General features: G+C 71.1%; 16 protein-coding genes. 11 read left to right on the forward strand and 5 right to left on the reverse strand.

The annotated features are described in order from the left end of the window. Nucleotides 1-24 precede the first annotated feature (24 nt). Complete coding sequence (gene mobF, locus B9S61_RS34630) at nucleotides 25-1,848, forward strand: MobF family relaxase (RefSeq protein WP_258040015.1); 1,824 nt, start codon at nucleotides 25-27, stop codon at nucleotides 1,846-1,848. Next, complete coding sequence (locus tag B9S61_RS34635; protein WP_103545720.1) at nucleotides 1,845-2,192, forward strand: hypothetical protein; 348 nt, start codon at nucleotides 1,845-1,847, stop codon at nucleotides 2,190-2,192. The genes mobF and B9S61_RS34635 overlap by 4 nt, the downstream gene beginning before the upstream one ends. Before the next feature lie 604 nt (nucleotides 2,193-2,796). Here the strand turns inward: B9S61_RS34635 and B9S61_RS34640 are convergent. Then, a complete protein-coding gene (locus B9S61_RS34640; protein ID WP_103545721.1) occupies nucleotides 2,797-3,231 on the reverse strand; it encodes a hypothetical protein in 435 nt (144 codons plus the stop codon). 501 nt (nucleotides 3,232-3,732) lie between these two features. Here B9S61_RS34640 and B9S61_RS34645 point away from each other — a divergent pair. After that, nucleotides 3,733-4,947, forward strand: a complete 1,215-nt coding sequence (locus B9S61_RS34645; RefSeq protein ID WP_103545722.1) for a hypothetical protein — start codon at nucleotides 3,733-3,735, stop codon at nucleotides 4,945-4,947. Nucleotides 4,948-5,017: 70 nt separating this feature from the next. Here the strand turns inward: B9S61_RS34645 and B9S61_RS34650 are convergent, their stop codons facing one another. Beyond that, nucleotides 5,018-5,701, reverse strand: coding sequence for a hypothetical protein (locus tag B9S61_RS34650; protein ID WP_181007665.1), 684 nt, complete (start codon nucleotides 5,699-5,701; stop codon nucleotides 5,018-5,020). Between the two features lie 250 nt (nucleotides 5,702-5,951). Here B9S61_RS34650 and B9S61_RS34655 point away from each other — a divergent pair, with 250 nt between their 5' ends. From B9S61_RS34655 to B9S61_RS34675, 5 genes are all read left to right on the forward strand, one after another. After that, nucleotides 5,952-6,206 (forward strand): hypothetical protein, encoded by a 255-nt coding sequence (locus tag B9S61_RS34655; protein WP_103545723.1) that lies wholly within the window; start codon nucleotides 5,952-5,954, stop codon nucleotides 6,204-6,206. Further along, complete coding sequence (locus tag B9S61_RS34660; RefSeq protein ID WP_103545724.1) at nucleotides 6,175-6,702, forward strand: DUF6879 family protein; 528 nt, start codon at nucleotides 6,175-6,177, stop codon at nucleotides 6,700-6,702. Before B9S61_RS34655 ends, B9S61_RS34660 begins: the two co-directional genes overlap by 32 nt. Nucleotides 6,703-6,732: 30 nt before the next feature. Next, nucleotides 6,733-7,584 (forward strand): helix-turn-helix transcriptional regulator, encoded by an 852-nt coding sequence (locus B9S61_RS34665; RefSeq protein WP_103545725.1) that lies wholly within the window; start codon nucleotides 6,733-6,735, stop codon nucleotides 7,582-7,584. Between the two features lie 96 nt (nucleotides 7,585-7,680). Beyond that, nucleotides 7,681-7,866: a hypothetical protein gene (locus tag B9S61_RS34670; RefSeq protein WP_103545726.1), complete on the forward strand. Its 186-nt coding sequence runs from the start codon at nucleotides 7,681-7,683 to the stop codon at nucleotides 7,864-7,866. Then, nucleotides 7,863-8,252, forward strand: a complete 390-nt coding sequence (locus B9S61_RS34675) for a DUF6415 family natural product biosynthesis protein (RefSeq protein WP_103545727.1) — start codon at nucleotides 7,863-7,865, stop codon at nucleotides 8,250-8,252. Before B9S61_RS34670 ends, B9S61_RS34675 begins: the two co-directional genes overlap by 4 nt. Before the next feature lie 153 nt (nucleotides 8,253-8,405). Here B9S61_RS34675 and B9S61_RS34680 read toward each other — a convergent pair whose 3' ends face one another. Further along, nucleotides 8,406-9,113 (reverse strand): hypothetical protein, encoded by a 708-nt coding sequence (locus B9S61_RS34680; protein WP_103545728.1) that lies wholly within the window; start codon nucleotides 9,111-9,113, stop codon nucleotides 8,406-8,408. 212 nt (nucleotides 9,114-9,325) lie between these two features. Here B9S61_RS34680 and B9S61_RS34685 point away from each other — a divergent pair, with 212 nt between their 5' ends. The 3 genes from B9S61_RS34685 (at nucleotide 9,326) to B9S61_RS34695 (ending at nucleotide 12,440) form a co-directional block, all read left to right on the forward strand. Beyond that, nucleotides 9,326-10,591, forward strand: a complete 1,266-nt coding sequence (locus B9S61_RS34685) for a helix-turn-helix domain-containing protein (RefSeq protein WP_103545729.1) — start codon at nucleotides 9,326-9,328, stop codon at nucleotides 10,589-10,591. A 399-nt stretch (nucleotides 10,592-10,990) separates the two neighbouring features. Further along, complete coding sequence (locus B9S61_RS34690) at nucleotides 10,991-11,875, forward strand: PIN domain-containing protein (RefSeq protein ID WP_103545730.1); 885 nt, start codon at nucleotides 10,991-10,993, stop codon at nucleotides 11,873-11,875. Between the two features lie 31 nt (nucleotides 11,876-11,906). Then, entirely contained in the window at nucleotides 11,907-12,440 is a 534-nt protein-coding gene (locus B9S61_RS34695; protein ID WP_181007666.1) for a hypothetical protein, read from the forward strand. 227 nt (nucleotides 12,441-12,667) lie between these two features. On the opposite strand, the gene B9S61_RS34700 is transcribed toward B9S61_RS34695, so the two are convergent. Beyond that, on the reverse strand, nucleotides 12,668-15,334 hold the full coding sequence (locus B9S61_RS34700; protein ID WP_103545731.1) for a DEAD/DEAH box helicase: 2,667 nt from the start codon (nucleotides 15,332-15,334) through the stop codon (nucleotides 12,668-12,670). Between the two features lie 37 nt (nucleotides 15,335-15,371). Beyond that, nucleotides 15,372-15,998 (reverse strand): hypothetical protein, encoded by a 627-nt coding sequence (locus B9S61_RS43365; protein WP_308457808.1) that lies wholly within the window; start codon nucleotides 15,996-15,998, stop codon nucleotides 15,372-15,374. Nucleotides 15,999-16,480 lie beyond the last annotated feature (482 nt).

A 16,480-nucleotide genomic window follows, 5' to 3' on the forward strand; every position in this document is an offset into this window, starting at 1 on the left:
TCAGAGCCGGGGTTCCATAAGTCGATGATCAGCATGTCGCCAGTTCGCCCAGGGGCCGGGCCGCGCTACCTCTTCCGTGGCGTGATGGTCGGCGACGGCCACCGCCGGGCGGGCACGCCGCTGCTCGCCGCCCAGGACGAGGCCGGTGTCCCGCCCGGGGTGTGGAAGGGCCGGGGCCTCGCCGCGCTTGGCCTGGCGGCCGGGGACGTGGTGACCGAGCGGCAGGCCGAGCTCCTCCTGGGGGAAGGCCGGCACCCGGACGCCGACCGGATCGAGCGTGAGCTCCTGGCGCAGGGCGAGAGCCCGGCCCGCGCCCGGCGGGCGACCGTGCTGGGCAGACCCATCGAGCACAACCAGTCGGCCGAGACCGACAAGGCCAAGGAGCGCACGCCCTGGCTGGCCTTCGACCTGGTGTTCCGGCCCCCGCCGACGGCACACATCGCGTGGGCCCTGATGGACGACCAGCACCGCCGGGTCCTGGAGCTGTGCGACGGGATCGCCCGCGACAAGACCCTGGCGTGGCTGGAGGAGTCGGTCGCCGAGATCCGCTGGAAGGCCGGCGGCAAGGAGCGCGCCCGGGTCAAGGACGGGCTGGTCGTCGCCGTGTTCCGGCACTACGAGTCACGCGCCACGGAATCGAGGCCGCTGCTCCACAGCCACGCGGTGGTGTCGGTCCGCGCCCGGCGGCCGCACGACGGGAAGTGGGGCAACTTGTCGGCGGACTCGCTGATGACCCACATCGTCGCCGCCGACACCCTCTACACCCTCTACTTCATGGAGGAGGTGACGGCGCGGCTCGGGTGGGCGTGGGAGCCGCGCGAGGTGACGCCCGGCCGCCGGCCCGTGATGGACATCGCCGGGATCGACTGGCGGCTGATCGGCTGGCAGTCGACCCGCCGCCAGCAGATCGAAGACGCGCTGTCCGTCATCACCGCCCAGTACGAGGAGCGGCAGGGGCACGCGCCGGGGGAGCGGGCCGGCTACGCGCTGGCCTGCCAAGCCGCCGACCAGACCCGCCCGCCCAAGCGCACCGAGCTGCTGTCGCTGACCGAGCTGCGGACGCGATGGCGGGAATCGGCGATCCGGGCGTTCGGCGCCTGCACCGTCTACCGGCTCGCTGAGCGGGCGCGGGCGGCGGCCGCGGCGGTGTGGGCCCGGGTGCGGCCGGTGGTCGACGTAGCGCTGGCGGCCGTGGACACCGTCGCCGTGGTGTACGTGATGCGCGGCGCGTTCAAACGCCACCACCTCCTCGCCGAAGCCCGCCGCCACCTCGCCTACGCCCTGCGCGGCCGCCCCCACGAACCCGGCCTGGACGAACAGATCGTGCAGACGGTCCTCGACGACCACACCCGGCCCGTCGGGCGCGGCCGGAGGATGACCGCCGACCTGCGCGCCCTGTACCCGCGCGACACCGAGGACCAGGCCGTGCTGCGCCCGCTGACCCGCCGCCGCACGGCGACTCAGCACGAGCGGGCCCGCGTCGCCGCCGATGCCCTGGCCGCCCGGGTCCGTGCCTCGCGGCGAGCGGACCGCCTGGGCTCCCGCCCCCGCCCGTACACCGTCGCCGTGCCCGCCGCCTCGAGGTCGCGCCCGCGGCCCTTCCGCGACGGCCGGAAGGACGGCCGCCTCCCGGAGCCGGAGACCGGCATCGACACGGTGGAGCAGACCCGCCAGACGCTCGAAGCCGCCGCCGCACAGGTGGCCGCCACGCTCCAGGACAGCCAGCGGGCGCGCGAAGCCGCCCACGGCCTCCGCCCGCAGCCCACCCCGGCGGCAGTCCCGCAGCCGCACACCCAGCAGCCCGGCACCCAGCACACGCCGGGCCGAACCACAGGAGGAGTCACGTGAACACCCCGGAAGAACGCCCCAACCCCGACGAAGCCCTCGCCCGCGCTCGTGCCGCCCGCGAGCAGATGGCCGCCGCACTCGACGAGGACCAGGAGCTCGAAGCCGACGAGCCCGTGGGGTGGCAGCCGATCTGGAAGCGCCCGCGGAAGCCGAAGTCGAAGGCGGCGAAGAAGGAGGAGCTGCGCAAGCAGCGCAAGCGACTCCAGGAAGCCGCCAAGCGCCGCCTCGCCGCGCGGAACTCGCGCCGACCCCGCGCCCGGCAGAGCCGGATCGGCAACGCGGCCGCGCGCCGCGATGCCCGCGCCCTGTCCCGGGTGCGGCACTCCAACGCCTGGCTGTGGTGACGAGGCCCGGCACCGTCCACTGAGTGGAGTCCACCGGCGTCGCGTATCGCCACCGGATGCAGAACATCGAGTGGGCTCCACTCAGTGGGCTCCACCCGGTGGGCTCCACCGAGTGGAGCCCACTTTGGTGCGCCGGTCGACGATGGACTCCACCGTGGTGCGCACCGCGATGGTGCGCCACCGCGTCCGGCACCGCACCACTCCGACGGTGCCCGGCACTTTCGCGCGCGCCGGTCCACCGCACCGGTGCGCTGCACCCGACGGCCGGACGCGCGCCACCCCCTTGTCCGGCTCCGCTACACCCCCTTGTCCAGCTCTGCTACCGCGATGTTTCTCCTTGACATCGCCGGTTTCGGCTCGCGATCAGATCGCGGTCAAGGGGGTGTGTGATAGAGGAGCCCGCCCGGCCGTGGCGTGCCCCGGCGCGGTGCGGCGACGCCGGGAGACCGCACCGCCGGCTCCTGGCGGTGCGGTTCGATGGTGCGGTGGAGCGCACCGCAGTGGTGCGGTGCGGTGCGGCGGTGCCGGTGGAGCGCACCACGGTGGTGCGGTGGTGCGCCGGGGACGCGCGCCGCACCGCACCATCGCCGTCCCGGAGGTGCGGCTACGCGGTGGTGCGGTGCGCCTCCATCGCCTGCTTCATCCCCGCGGCCTCCAGCTGGCGCAGGACGTCAGCGACGCCGCCGTGGTCCTCGGTGAGGATGTTCTCGGTGAAGCGGGTGATGGTGTCGGCGATGCCCGGCAGACCGCCCAGGCACACGCCGTGGCACAGAAGCTCCAGCAGCAGGCGCCCGAGCGCTGCGGCCAGGAAGGAGTGCGCGCACGGCTCCCCGTCGTGGTCGTCCGCGGCGGTGACGGGGATGAAGACGCGCGCGGCGACGTCCAGGAGCAGCCGGTGCAGCTCCGGGCCCGTGTCGTCGGCGATCGCGCAGGCGGTGTCGATGTCGGCGGCATGGATCGCCCGGATGTAGGCGAAAGCGGCGGCGACGTCCTCCGGCTCCATCGGGGCGAGCGGCACGGTGACGGTGTTCTCGGGCATGACAGCTCCTCACGTTCGGGCCGCCCCTGCTGATCGCGGCGGCCTCGAAGACACCCTCGAACTCCGGCCCTGTGGACAGAGTCCGGCCACTGGCGGGGGGAGAACTCTCCCCCCGCCGGGTTGATCACGATGCGGTCACGGCGGAGGGGCTTTCCGAGGTCGGCGTCACACGAGGGCCGAAAACCGAACCTGTACAAGGTGAATGGCGGGATAGGCCCGCCCCACCTCCAGGAGCATCCCTTGGCGACCGCCGGCGATCCCGAGCAGCCCCTTGACCGGACCGAACAGGCCCCCTCCGTGGACCCCTCCACCACCCCCTCCGCGACCCGTCACCACGGGCCGGACGTTTCCGCAGGTCAGACCCGGCGGACAGGGGGGCGCCGCAGGTCCGACAACCCTCATGCCCCAAGGCGTCCTACTCACAGGAAGAACTCGACAGGGCCCCGGCGGAGGGAGTTGCTGCAAGCGCTGGGGATCTTCCAGAGGGCTACGCCCGATCAGTTGTGGAAGCTGACCCGCCCGGACAACCAGCACGACAAGCTCACACGGGACAACCTCCTGGATCTTCAGGACCACCACCTGGTGCGGGTCGAGCTTGTACGGGAGGACCAGCGGCAGGTGTGGGTGCTGACCAAGCGAGGACACAGCGAGGCGAAGCGGCTGCTGGAGCCGAAGGGCATACGGGTCTCGGCGCTGCGCGAGGAGAAGTACGACCCGGTCACCGGGGAGCTGCTCGGCACGAGTTACGACGACCACTCCGCGGCGGTCACCTCGACGGCCGCCGAACTCCACCGTGCAGGGATCGGGCACCGGCTCGGCTTCGCCACCGAGATTCCGCACCGGCTCGCGGACGGCTACGTCCAGCGGGCGGATCTGGTGGTGCGGGCGCCGGCGGCCGGGGTGCCGGTGATGCTGCTGGAGATTGATCGCCGCACCGAGGACGCGCACGATCTGGTGACCAAGCTGCGCCGGTACTGGGAGTGGGGCCGGCTGCTCCCGAAGGATGCGGCCAAGCTCACCGTGGACCTGGTCCGTTCCCGGCCGGGCGCGATCGAGGACGTCGACCACGAGAAGCGGCTGTGGCGCCGGGTCTACCCGCCGACCGGCCGGGAGGGCCTGGTGCCACTTGCGTTCGTATTCGCCGACACCACCGAGGCGAAGGTCGACAACACGGTGAAGGTCCTCGAGGAAGCCGGCCGCCGCTACTGGGCGCCGCGCCGGTACGAGACCTACTACCAAGAGGCGATCACGGCGAAGGACTACAGCCAAGCCGTGCCGGTCGTCGTCACCACCCTGGAGCAGCTCCAACAGCACGGCGCGGATGCGGCGGTGTGGCGGCGCCTGGGGCGCAAGGACGAACAGACCCTGACCGACGCGCTCGACAACCCCGACGGCCATGCTCTCTACCGCTGCCAGTACGCCCGCGCCGAAGCGGAAGACGAGCGGCGCCGCGTGGCTGAGCGGGAGGCACAGCGGCCGGTGTGCAAGCGGTGCGGAAGGAAGTTCACCGACCAGCGATGGGAGGAGACCACCACGAGAACGGCCTGGAAGGCCGGGGACCTGTCGCTGTGCAGCGACTGCCACGCCGACGACGTCGCCCGCAAGGAAGCCGCCGCCGAAGCAGCCCGCCTCCAGGCCGCCACACCACCGGAACCGGAGCCGGAGCACGACCAGGAGCCGGGCAAGCTCCGCGGCCTGTTCCGCCGCCGCGGCTGACCCCACACGCGACGCCGCCCCTCCTTGTCGGACACAGAGGAGGGGCGGCGTCGACGAGCAGCGGCTCGGGTCAGGCCGGGGCGGCCTGCTTGGCCAGCGCGGCGAGCGGGGAGCGCCGGCCTTTCTCCACCGCGCGCAGCTGCTCCCAATCGACCTCGGGGTGGGCGGGGACGATCGCGTCGACGGAGGCCGTGGTGTAGAGCGCGATGTCGACAGCCCCGGCACGGCTGGTGCCGAAGCGGACCTCGATCGACTGCGGGGAGCGGACCCATCCGAGCCGGACCATGTGGTCGAAGTCGGCACGACGGACCCGAAGGCGAGCGGCGGCCTGCTCGGGCCCGAGCGGGGTATCGGCGGCGACCAGGTCCGCCAAGTCCTCGCGTCGGCAGACCTCCGCGACCTGACCGGGGTGGTGCAGCGTCCCGTCCGGGTTCGCGCTCAGGTCGACCAGGAGGCCCCGCTCGACGAACCGGCGCACCACGAACGCCGTCACGTTCGTCTTCTCGCCGATCACGTTCGGGGTGCCGAGCGCATCGGCGATCCGGTCGGCCGCCGCGCCGCCGGAGATCGGCGGGGAGGGCATCGCGGCCCGGATGGCGTCGGCGTCCAGCGCCTCCACGGCGGCCCGGGACCACTGGTAGGACGACGCGTCCGGGGCCGGGATCAGGCCGATGTGCCGGGCCCACCGGAAGGCGGCTGCGGGCACCTTCAGGCGCTTGGCGGCCTGTCCCGCGTCGTACTCGGTTCGTCGCATGAGATCACCTCTCGCTCGTTCGCCGGAAGCGGCAGACAGAACATGACAGAACACATAAAAAGCTGTCAATACCCCCTCAAACAAGGCAAGTTGGACGCACTCCGTCAGAACTGCGCCCGCGTACGCGAAGGGAAATCACCCGTCCGGATGGCACGGCGATGGTCCGCCGATCCGCGATATTGACCGGGCGCGCAGGGCGCGGGACGGTCGTCACGCAACTACGCGCAACCGGCTCGCTTCGGAGGGGATCATGGCGTTACTTTTCTTCGGCACGGACCCGAACTCGGGCGGAGGAAACTGCCCGGCGGTGTGGGTGGACACCGACACCGCTCACGGCCCGGAACTGGTTCTGCAGGGCAAGTTCGCCGACGCGGCGACCCGGGCCACCTGCCGTCAGGACAGCCCGCCCGCAGACGACGAGGGGATCGTCCGGATCCCGCTCAGCATGGTGGAGCAGATCAGGAGGGCGTGCGATGCCGCAGAGGCCGCCGGCACCCAGCTTTGAGGACCTGCTCGACTCCGCCCAGACCCACGCCCTGCACCTGGAGCTCCGCGACGTCTACGCCGTCGGGGAGGAGCGCGAGGTCTACGACGCCTTCCTGCGCGACGGGAGCGTGCCCGCGGACGACTCGGAGTTCTGGAGCGGGTGGCTGACACTGGTCCAGCGGACCGTCGCCCGCGGCGTGCAGGTCTGCCGGGCCCGGATCGTCTCCGAGCCCGTCACCGACTACATCCGCTTCGAGCACGCCATCACCGACGCCAACCTCCGCGCCGGCGAACAGGTCCGCTGGCTGCCCCGCCGCCGCGCCTCTGCCCTCGCCCTGCCCGGCAACGACTTCTGGCTCATCGACGACCGCCTCGTGCGCTTCAACATCTTCTCCGGCGACGGCCAGGCCCTCGAGCCCGACCACACCGACGACCCCGCCGCGGTCAAGCTGTGCGTGGAGGCGTTCCGCTCGGTGTGGGACCTGGCCATCGACCACGCCGACTACCGCATCTGACCGACGCGCAACCCAAGGGCCCCGCACCTCATGACGACCGCCTCCCCCTCGTCCAGCGCTCAGGCGGCCCGCGAGGCGCTCGCCGTCCGGTTGCAGCACCTACGCAAGGACGCCGGCCTCACCGGGAAGGAACTCTCCGCCCGGTGCGGCTGGCACCCCGCCAAGACCACCCGCATCCAAAAGGGCACGGCCGCGCCCTCCGACAGCGACATCCGCACCTGGTGCGCGGCGTGCGGCGCCGACGACCAGGCCGACGACCTCATCGCCACCGCCCGAGCGGTCGACTCGATGTACATGGAGTGGCGCCGCCTGCACCGCAACGGCATGCGCCAGGTCCAGGAGGACTGGTACGCCCTGCACGAGCAGACCCGCCACTGCCGGGTCTACGTCTCCAACCTCCCGCCCGGCTTCCTCCAAACGCCAGCGTTCGCCACAGCCCTGATGGAGCAGATCACCCGCTTCCAGGGCACCCCCGACGACATCGCCGAAGCCGTCGCCGCCCGCGTCGCCCGCTCCCGGTTCCTCTACGAGGGCGGCCACCTCTACGTCGTCCTCCTCGAGGAATCCGTCCTGCGCTACCGAACCGCCGACCCCGACGCGATGCGCGGGCAGCTGCGCCACCTCCTGGCCGTGATGCCGCTCGCCTCGATCTCGCTGGGGATCATCCCGTTCACCGCGCGGCGCACCGTGTGGCCGCTGGAGGCGTTCTACGTCCACGACGACACCATGGCCGTGGTGGAGACGCTCACGGCGGAGATCAAGGTGACGCAGCCGCGCGAGGTCGCCGACTACGCCAAGGCGTTCGCCGGCCTGGCGTCGATGGCCGTCTACGGCGACGCCGCCCGCGCCCTCATCCAGGCCGCGATCGACGCCCTGGAGTGAACTTCCGCAATTACCCGCAATCTCGTTGAGAGCCGCGTGGCGGCCTCCGTAGCGTCGAACGACACCGACGCAACCCAGCAACGGAGGCGGTGCCCCATGAGCGCACCCACACCCGCCGGACCCGCACCCGAAGGACGCGGCCTCCAGCCCCCCGCCTTCGGCCGGCCTTCCCCGGCCCTGCTGGCCCGCGCCGACCGCGGCTACGCCCGCTTCCTTGCCCAGGCGGCCCCGGACGACCGCACCGACCACCACGACCAGGACGACGCGGCGAGGCGCCGGTGAGCGACACCTACACCGTGCTCCACGACCCCCACGGCCTGGTCGACGCCCAACTGCCGCTGGACCGAGCCCCGTACGAAGCGCTCGTCACCGCCGTCCTCGCATGGCAGGACCCGAACCTCACGCCCCGCGACTACGAGCAGATCGCCCTCCAGCTCACCGGGCACGCCCGCGCGGTCGCCGCCGACGTCCAGCGCCACGCCGCCGCCCTGCCGAAGAACGACGGCCGCGGCGCCCTCGCCGAAGTCATCCTCCGCGAAGCCGCCGGCCGCCTCTCCCAACCGATCCAGGGCACCGCCCGCTGCGCCCAGAACCGCGCCCGGCTCGTACGGGCCCTGTACGAACGCCTGGACCGCCTGGCGGCCGCGCCCGTCGACCGGGCCGTCTGAACACGGACCCCGGGTGCGCGGCGCAGCAACCAGGGCGAGCCGCTGGCGGGTGCCGTCGTCACGCGGCATCGTCAGGCGGGGAAATCGGCGGGCGCGGCCGTACCCCCTACGAATGGCCCTCGGTCAGCTGGCTACGGCGCCACCGCCGGCACTTCAACGCTCGGCCTGCTTGCGCAGGAAGCGGTGCTCCTTGATCCGTCGACGTACCTGCCACCAACGGGCGGTGTAGGCGAGGTCTTCCCGGCAGACGTCCAGGAACGCATCACGGGCGGCCACCACAGCCTCGGCCTGCTGCTGGAAGCGGTCGGCGTTCCTCTCGTTCAGGTCCAGGTCACCGGTCGCGGCAACGAGGGTCTCCGCGGTGGCGATGACGTGCACGCTGCCGCACAGCCGCACGCCCTGCAGCGCACCGATGAGTTCGCTGCTGAGTTCCCAAGCCTGGGGCACCTGGCCCAGCAACACCTTGTCCGCCGCCCGCCCGGCCTCACGCCGGAGATGGGCGAACTGGTAGGCGTAGCCGAACGAGCGGGCGGAGGCGTCCAGCAGCCGCCGGTACGCCTCCGCGCGGTCCTCGTTGCTGCCCAGCCGAGGCACACCCGTGGGCCGGTACCGTCCGATCAGAGCGCTGGCCACACTGCCCGTGGCCTTGATGCCGGCAGCAGCCACGCCGGGCGTTATGAAGGTCATGCCCGGTTCTACCACCCGGACGTCCCGGCGCCGGCCCGGACGCCGCAGCAGCCGGACCAGGTGAGCCGTCCCGTAGACGGTGCCGGTCAGGTTGCGCAGCAGCGTCAGGGCGTCGCTGTCGGGCGCAGTGTGAGCCGCCAGGTCGGTCAGGTAGTGGAGCAGATGGAACAGCACAACGGCCTCCGGGACGTCGGCGGAAACGGTTCTCGCCCCTTGCCGAGTCCGGGAGGCCGCCAGACAGCAGCGGCGCCCGATGTGTTCCGAGTGAGTACGGGGGCTCTCTTGTTCAGAGTGAGCCATCAGTTTCCTGGAGTGTTAATCCTCGCCCGCCATCGCAGGGGAATGCGTCTCTGACAGAGGTCGATACGCCCTCTACGCTGCCGCGCATGGCACGCACATGGACAAGACTCCACGAACACCTCGGATGCCCGCCCGGTCCCCTCACCTTCGACATGGTCCGCCAGGCCGCAGCGGACAACTTGGAGGAGTCCGACGACCTGGACTGGAAGGAGATGCTTCCTCAGCCGCCCCGGGACGGTCGGTGGAACGAGTTCGCCAAGGACGTCGCCGCCATGGCCAACACTCGTGGCGGACTGATCATCTTCGGGGTCCAGGACAAGACGACCGTCCTGACGGGCATCGACCCCGACGGGGTCAACCGGCAGCAGTACGCCCAGTGGATCCGCAACCACGTCCAGCCCTACCTGCCGGACCTGGACATATTCGAGCTGACCGACGGGACGAAGACGGTCCTGGTCGTCGATGTGCCGGCCAGCGAGATGGCACCGCACTTCGTGTACGGCGGCGCAGCACGCGACAAGGAACAGCAGGCTGCGGTCGTCCCCTACCGGGACAACGACCACACCGCCTGGATGGCAGAGCACCAGATCGAGCGGGCCTACCGCGACCGCTTCGCCCGGGTCGGCCGGGCAGAAGAAGAGATCCAGCGGCACATCGACTTCATCACCCAGACCGTCACCGCGCACGCCCACGTGCCCTCAGCTTGGTTCATCGCGGTCTCCCGACCCCAGAGGCCCCTGCCACGCGGGGCCTACACGATGAGCCGGGATCAGGCACGGGAGGTCTTGGAGGCCGCCATGACGCGAGCTCGCGTTCTGCACGCGAGAGAGCTGGTGCCAGGCCCCTTGGTCGGGATGGGGCCGGACACCCGACTCAACCCGCGCCCCGGCCTGCGCCGCTGGGTGTGCAACAACCTCCAGTCACCCATGAACCGAGAGATCATCACTGAGCTGCACTACGACGGCACCGTGGTGATGGCCGCCAATCTGTCCTTCATCCGCGCGGGGGGCGAGGAGCTCCCAGGACAGGACGACGTCCTTCAAGTATCCGAGCGCTTGGTGACGGCGTGCTGCTACGACTTCATCGCCACCGCGCAGGAGCACCAGCGAAAGTTGCGCCTGGACAGCACCCTGCAACTGACTTCGCTGATCACCTCTCCAGACGGACCCAGGGCCATGGCACCGCTCACCTCGACCTGGGGAGATGGGGCGGAGACGGAACCGCTGTACGCCCGCAGGCCCCACCATCTCCAGCCTGCTCACACCGTGCTCTCCCCTGCGGCGGCGGATGACGAAGGACGCAGCAGTGCTGACGAACTGTGCGCGGACCTGATGAGCCAGTTCGGGCTGTAGCCGAAGAGGACGCTCCGCGTGAGCGGTCGCCCCGGTCGACCAGGAGCACGAGGTTGCGTCAAGGGTTGCGCTGGATGTTGCGCCAAGGGTTGCGCTAGGTGTTGCGCGGCCCGTAGGACCGTCCCCGCGTCCGCGCAGGTCACCACGCTGTTTTGCCGTGGTCGGATCGCTGACATCCCCGTTGCGGCTGCTCTGCCCATGTCCCTTGGCTGGAGTGAAGGAGGAAGGGACGGGCGGGATGGGCGGCGCGGTCGCGGCCGGGGATCGGGGCGCGTCCAGCCCGGTTGCGCGTCGGCCACGGCCGCCGCGCCCCGCCGCGCCGCTGTCAGCCCGGCGACGGAGGTGCTCTGGGACATCTGACCGGTGAGGGCTGTCAGTGGCGTGCGACATCATCGGCAGATGGCCACGCAAGCAGCTCCACCGACCTACCTGGATCGCCTCCGGACGGACCTGGACCTGATCGAAGCGGATTTCGTGCAGATCCTCGCGGACTCACAGATCCGAAACACCGACCCCAACCGCGGACGCGACTACGTGATGCACCTTGGCGCTCCCAAATGGGGATGGGTGCCCAGCAGCCCCGAACTCGAGGCGCGACGAATGCAACTGCTGGGGCGCGTGCGGGACTGGGAGCCGCTGTTCCGCCTGCTTTTCCCGCATCCGACTCCCGAGGTCACCAAGCGCCTTGAGGAGAACCTTGACCTACTGCGGCGCTGGCTTGAGCGCCCGCGTGACAAAACGGTGCCGGCCACCATCGACAAGGCCACCGACCACGTGCGCGCCGCAGTGACCACACTCCGGGAACTGGGGGAGCTGCTGCCCTCTGACCCATGGGCGGTGCGCTTGGTGGTCGACACGAACGTGCTGTTGGACGACCCCGACGTGGCGATCTACACGCCGGTGCTGGGAAAGCGGTACATGGTTCACGTGATGCCCGCTGTCCTGCGGGAACTGGACGACCACAAGCGCGCCGGACGCAACCCCGATATCCGGGAGGCGGCGAAGAAGGCCGACCGCCGCCTGAAGGGACTGCGGACCAACGGCGACGTGCGGCGCGGCGTCCGAGTCGCCGGCGACGTGCACGCCGTCTTCGAGCACATCGAACCCAAGGGCGACGGGCTGCCGGACTGGCTGGACCTAGACGTGCCTGATGACCGCCTGGTGGCCTCCACCTTGCTGCTGCAGTCCCGGCATCCCGGCTCTTCCGTCTACGTGGCCAGCGACGACATCAACCTTCAGACGAAGCTCGCCGCAGTCGGACTGCCGTTCATCGAGGCACCCTGAACGGACGCTCCGCACTACATACGCTCAGGACATGACGATGACGCCGCAAGAGCTTGAGGATCAGAAAGAGACCCTGGAGCTGATCAACAGCGAACTCGCGGCGCGTCTGGCACGACAGTCGGAGTCGGGCGCGAAGGTGGACACGAAGGCGATCTTCCTGGTCGGCTTCGCGGCCACAGGCGCCCAGTTCCTGGCCTCCCGGAGCTTCGAGCCGTTCACCGGCACCGCGGCCTTCGCGGCGTACGCGGTGGCCGTCGGCTTCGGCATCTCGGTCTTCAACCTCGCCGAGTACGAGGACATCAAGCCGCGGGACGTCCTGGACACCTACGCACGTTCGGAGAAGGGCGCGACGCTGGGGGCCCTGGCCGGAACGCGTGTGGGGATGTTCGAGAAGAATGCTCGCCTGCACCAGCGGAAGACCAAGCGATGGACGGTCGCCCTCGCCGCTGTCGCTGCCGGGATCGTCCTCTCCACTGTCAGTCTCGTGCTGCACACTGGCGGCCATGACAGACACACAGAACCAGGGGAACCCACCCCCACCTCCTCCTCCGCCCAGCCTTACTGACTCCCTCGCCAACCCGGCTCTCGTGGGCACGGAGAAGAGGAATGAAGGCAAGCCCGCGCGCAACAGGGCGGCCACCCCGGGACAGCCCGTCGAACGGCGCTAACCCGTGCCGCGAGAGCGGCCCTCGCCGTCGCGGCGAGACAGTACGAGACCCCGGGCATCTGCGGCCCGGGGTCTCTCTGTGTTCTGGGATGCCCGACCGGCTCAACGACCCGCCGACGCGAGCGTCACGCCCACTGCGCGCCCAACTCCCGCAGCGCGTCCAGCTGCTCCGCCGTGAGCCTGTCCCGCCTCGACTTGGTGTTCGAGACCCACACGCCCAACTTCACGGCCACCGGCTCCGCCTCGCCGTCGACCGCGATCTCTTCGCTGTGTCCCCTCGGCACGGGCCGGTCCGCGCCTTCCCGCTCCACCCACTGCGTGAGGGCCGCCAGGCCCCGCTGGAACGCGGCCTGTGCCTTGTTCGGGCCCTTCGCCGCATGCTCGGCTGCCGGGGCGGGAGAGGGCGCCTCAAGCGGCTTCACTCCCAGCGCGGTCAGCCGTTCCTGTTGCTCGGTCGACAGCTGCGCCCAGGTGCCAGGGTTCTTCTGCCGCTCCAGCCACTTGCCCAGGTCGTCACCCTCGAAGAGCACCCCGGGTTCGATGGCCGGCAGGACGCCGTCGGCGTCGACCAGGTCCGCGAGCACCCGGTAGTGCCGCTGCCAGTCCAGCGGCCACGGGCAGTCCCAGTCCTGGTCGATCTCCGTCAGCTGCGCCGCGCGCACGGCGGCCCGCTCCGCGTCCTTGCCCAGGCCGCCCTTCCGGCGCAGGTTCGCCATGTGCTGCCCGACCGGGACCATCGCCTCGCCCTCGCCCCACACCGCGTCCTGACGCGGCGCGAGGTGCCCCATGGCCCGCCGGTAGGACCGCAGCGCGGCGAGCTTGTTCTCCCACGCCTCCTCGCCCGGCTCCCAGACCATCCCGGCCTCCGGCGCGTCCAGCAACGCCTTGCGGCGCTCCTCCAGCTCCCCGGCCCGTAGCGCCTTCCGTTGCTGATGCACCCATCGGCCAAGCGGAAACGCCTTCGTCGCCCCCACTTCGACCTCGACGTCGTAGGGCACGGCGTAGAGGCCGGTGATCTCGTTCTCCTTCCGCCACCGCAGCAGTGCCTGGTAGCCCTCCAGCCACACCAGGGACTCCGGCCGGTACACCCGCGTACGGAGGAACGCCGCGATGGTGGCCGCGTCGCGCGGACTGGAGAAGTGCAGCAGCGCCGACTCGGCAGCGGCGTCGGTGTCGTCGTCCTCCTGGTCCTCGCCGTCGCCCTCGCCGCCGGCCCCGACGATCCGTCCGTCCTCGTCCCGTCGCAGGTGCACCTTGCGCTTCCCGCTCGTGAGCGCCCGGGAAGCGAGCTGCTCGACCAGACGTTCGTCATGCGAGCGCAGGCCCTGGAGGACCGCTACAAGGGGGCGGAAGCTAGCGCTGGCGACCATGTCGGTCGGGTCCTCGCCGGGCTCCAGGAACACCGGCACGATGATCCTGGCGACCTTCGTGGAGCCGTCGCGGTTGAGTCGGAGGGCCCGGCCGATGTTCTGGACGATCTCGACCTGGGAGCCGCGGGTGTCGGCGAAACAGATCGAGTCGACCCCCCGCTCGCCGGTGATGTCCACGCCCTCACCGAGAACGCGAACGCTGGCGAGGAACGCACGGTGCACCCGCCGCCCGGCCGCGTCGATGCCGTTGGCGAACTGGCGCAGCACCTCGCGCCGCTCGGACACGAGGTGGTCGCCGCACAGCCACGACGACCAGACGCGGTCCGGCGGGACGTGGCGGCCGGCCTCCAGCTCGTAGAACTCCGCGTCGATCGAGGACTTCGGCAGCTTGTCGGCGGCGGCCAGGTCCTCGTCGGTCGCGTCGTTGACGTACAGCTCGGCCGCGGTCTCCGGCAGCTTCTCCGCGAACGCGGCGGCCTCCTCCACCTTCTGGTGGAACGTCATGACCGTACGCAGGTTGTACGCGGCGGCGTGCTCCAGGAGCGCGGTCTGCAGGAGCGCCAGACGCCGGCCGCGCCGCGCCTCCTCCGACTCCCCGAGAACGGGGGAGGGGTCGCGGATCTCCAGCACGTCGATCTCGAACCCGGCAAGGATCTCGCGCTCGATCGCCTCCGAGAGCCCGAGCTCGGCAATCCACGCGCCGTAGGTGCCGTTGGGGTCGTCGGCCATGGTCGCGATCTCCGCTTCCTGGCCGCCGGTGCCCTTCTGCGGCCGGGGAGCGGCGAGGATGCGCGGGGTCGCGGTCAGGTAGAGCCGGAAGGCGGCGGGGATCCGGGCGTTGTCGTGGATCGCCGCCCACGGTCGACCAAGATCACCGGCGGTTCCGTGGGCCTCATCCACGATCGCGAGGTCGAAGCCGTCCATGCGCTGGCCGTAGAGCCGCTCCCCGCCCGCCAGCGCGGCCTCCAGCGGCCCGCGAACCTTCCGCTGGCCCTCGGGAGCGTCGACGTCCTCGCGGTCCACGAGAGAGGCGTACGTGGCGAACACGACCACCGGCCCAGACCCGGCCCACAGGGCGAGCTGGATGGGGTTGGTGGTGGTCCGCACCCCCAGCGAGTTGAGCACGGGGTCGTTCTCCAGCGAGCACACCGCGACCATCGGGGCCCGGTGGCCCACCGCGCGCCACGCCTGGGCGGTCTGCACGAGCAGGTCCAGGGTCGGCACGGTCACGAGGATCCGGCCGTCCGCGAACGACTCCAGCGCGCACGCGGCGGCCATGATCGTCTTACCCGAGCCGGTCGCTGACACGATCGTGGCACGGGCACCCTGCGGGGGCACAGATGACCTTGCAGGGAATCCCACCCACCTGCGAAACGCGGCACGCTGGTCTACCTGGTGTTCCTTGAGCGGAATCGCTGACATTTCCTTGCCTCCCCTGAGCCTGAATTCCCGTGGTCTTTCAGATGGCCGCGTGCGGAATGCAGGCCGCACCAAGGTCGTTCCAGATCGACGCATCCGCCTTATGCCAGCCGCCCGGCTTACCGTCCTTGAAGGGCGGCTTGTCGTCCGGGTCGTAGTGCCCGGCATCGAGCGTGCAGACGATGACGTCCCCGTCCGCGTTCCGCGTCCGCGCGGTGCACAGACCGCCGGCCTCGCCCAGTGCCTCCAGCACCCGGCGCCGCGCCGTGGTGTGCGGGTGAGTGCCCGGCAGCACGGCCTCCCGGATGAACCTCTCCAGCCGCACCAGGTCGGCCCGCTCACGCTTCCTCACGTCCGCGATATGTACGGCCAGTTCAGCGGCCCCCGCCGACCGGCCGCCGCGCCGGGACCACTCCCGGTCCGCGATGCCCACCAGGGCCTCGCTCACGGTCCTGACGCCCTCGTCCCAGCCGTCCTCGAACAGCTCGCCTCGAGAGGCCGGCGCCATCCCGTCCAGCTCCACCACCTGGCACTGCGCCCCGGCGACTGCCCCGGCCTCCAGTGCGGCCACCAGGTCGTCCGCCTCGCTCGCGGGCACCCCCTGGGCCTCCAGGAGCGCGAACAGCCTCAACCGGGCGTTGACGCCCGCCGTCTGGTACTGCGTCACCCGGCGCACAGAATCGCTGCTCAGAGCGGGATCGGGTCCGGTAGATTCCTGGTGACCGGTCATCTGCGGTCGTTCCTCTCGGAATTGGGGGAGGTTCCTGGGCGATTGGGGGGTGTCCTGTGTTTCCGCCAACGGTACATGCTGCATCTCACGGATGCACGCGCTACACTGGAACCCGACACGAACGAGCGACCCCCCACCCTCGTAGCCAGCCCGGCCCGCGCCAGCGGGCCCCAAGGGACTGGAGGCGCAGCCGGAAGGACCGTCAGGCGGGGGAGCGCAGCGGACCCGCCGGGAGCGCCCCGCGCCCCCTCAACTCCCGTACTGGAGGCCCCACTAGCCGCACCGTCAGACCCCGAGCGGCCCGGCCGCGCAGCGCGCGGCCAGCCGGGCGCGCAGCGGCCGGCCCCACCGGTCCCTGGAGCGCAGGGGAAGGGACCGCCCTCGCATCGCGAGGGCCAGCGGGAGCGCAGCGACCGCCC

The sequence above is a fragment of the Streptomyces sp. SM1 genome, from assembly GCF_002910825.1.
Classification (GTDB): Bacteria; Actinomycetota; Actinomycetes; order Streptomycetales; family Streptomycetaceae; genus Streptomyces; species Streptomyces okerensis.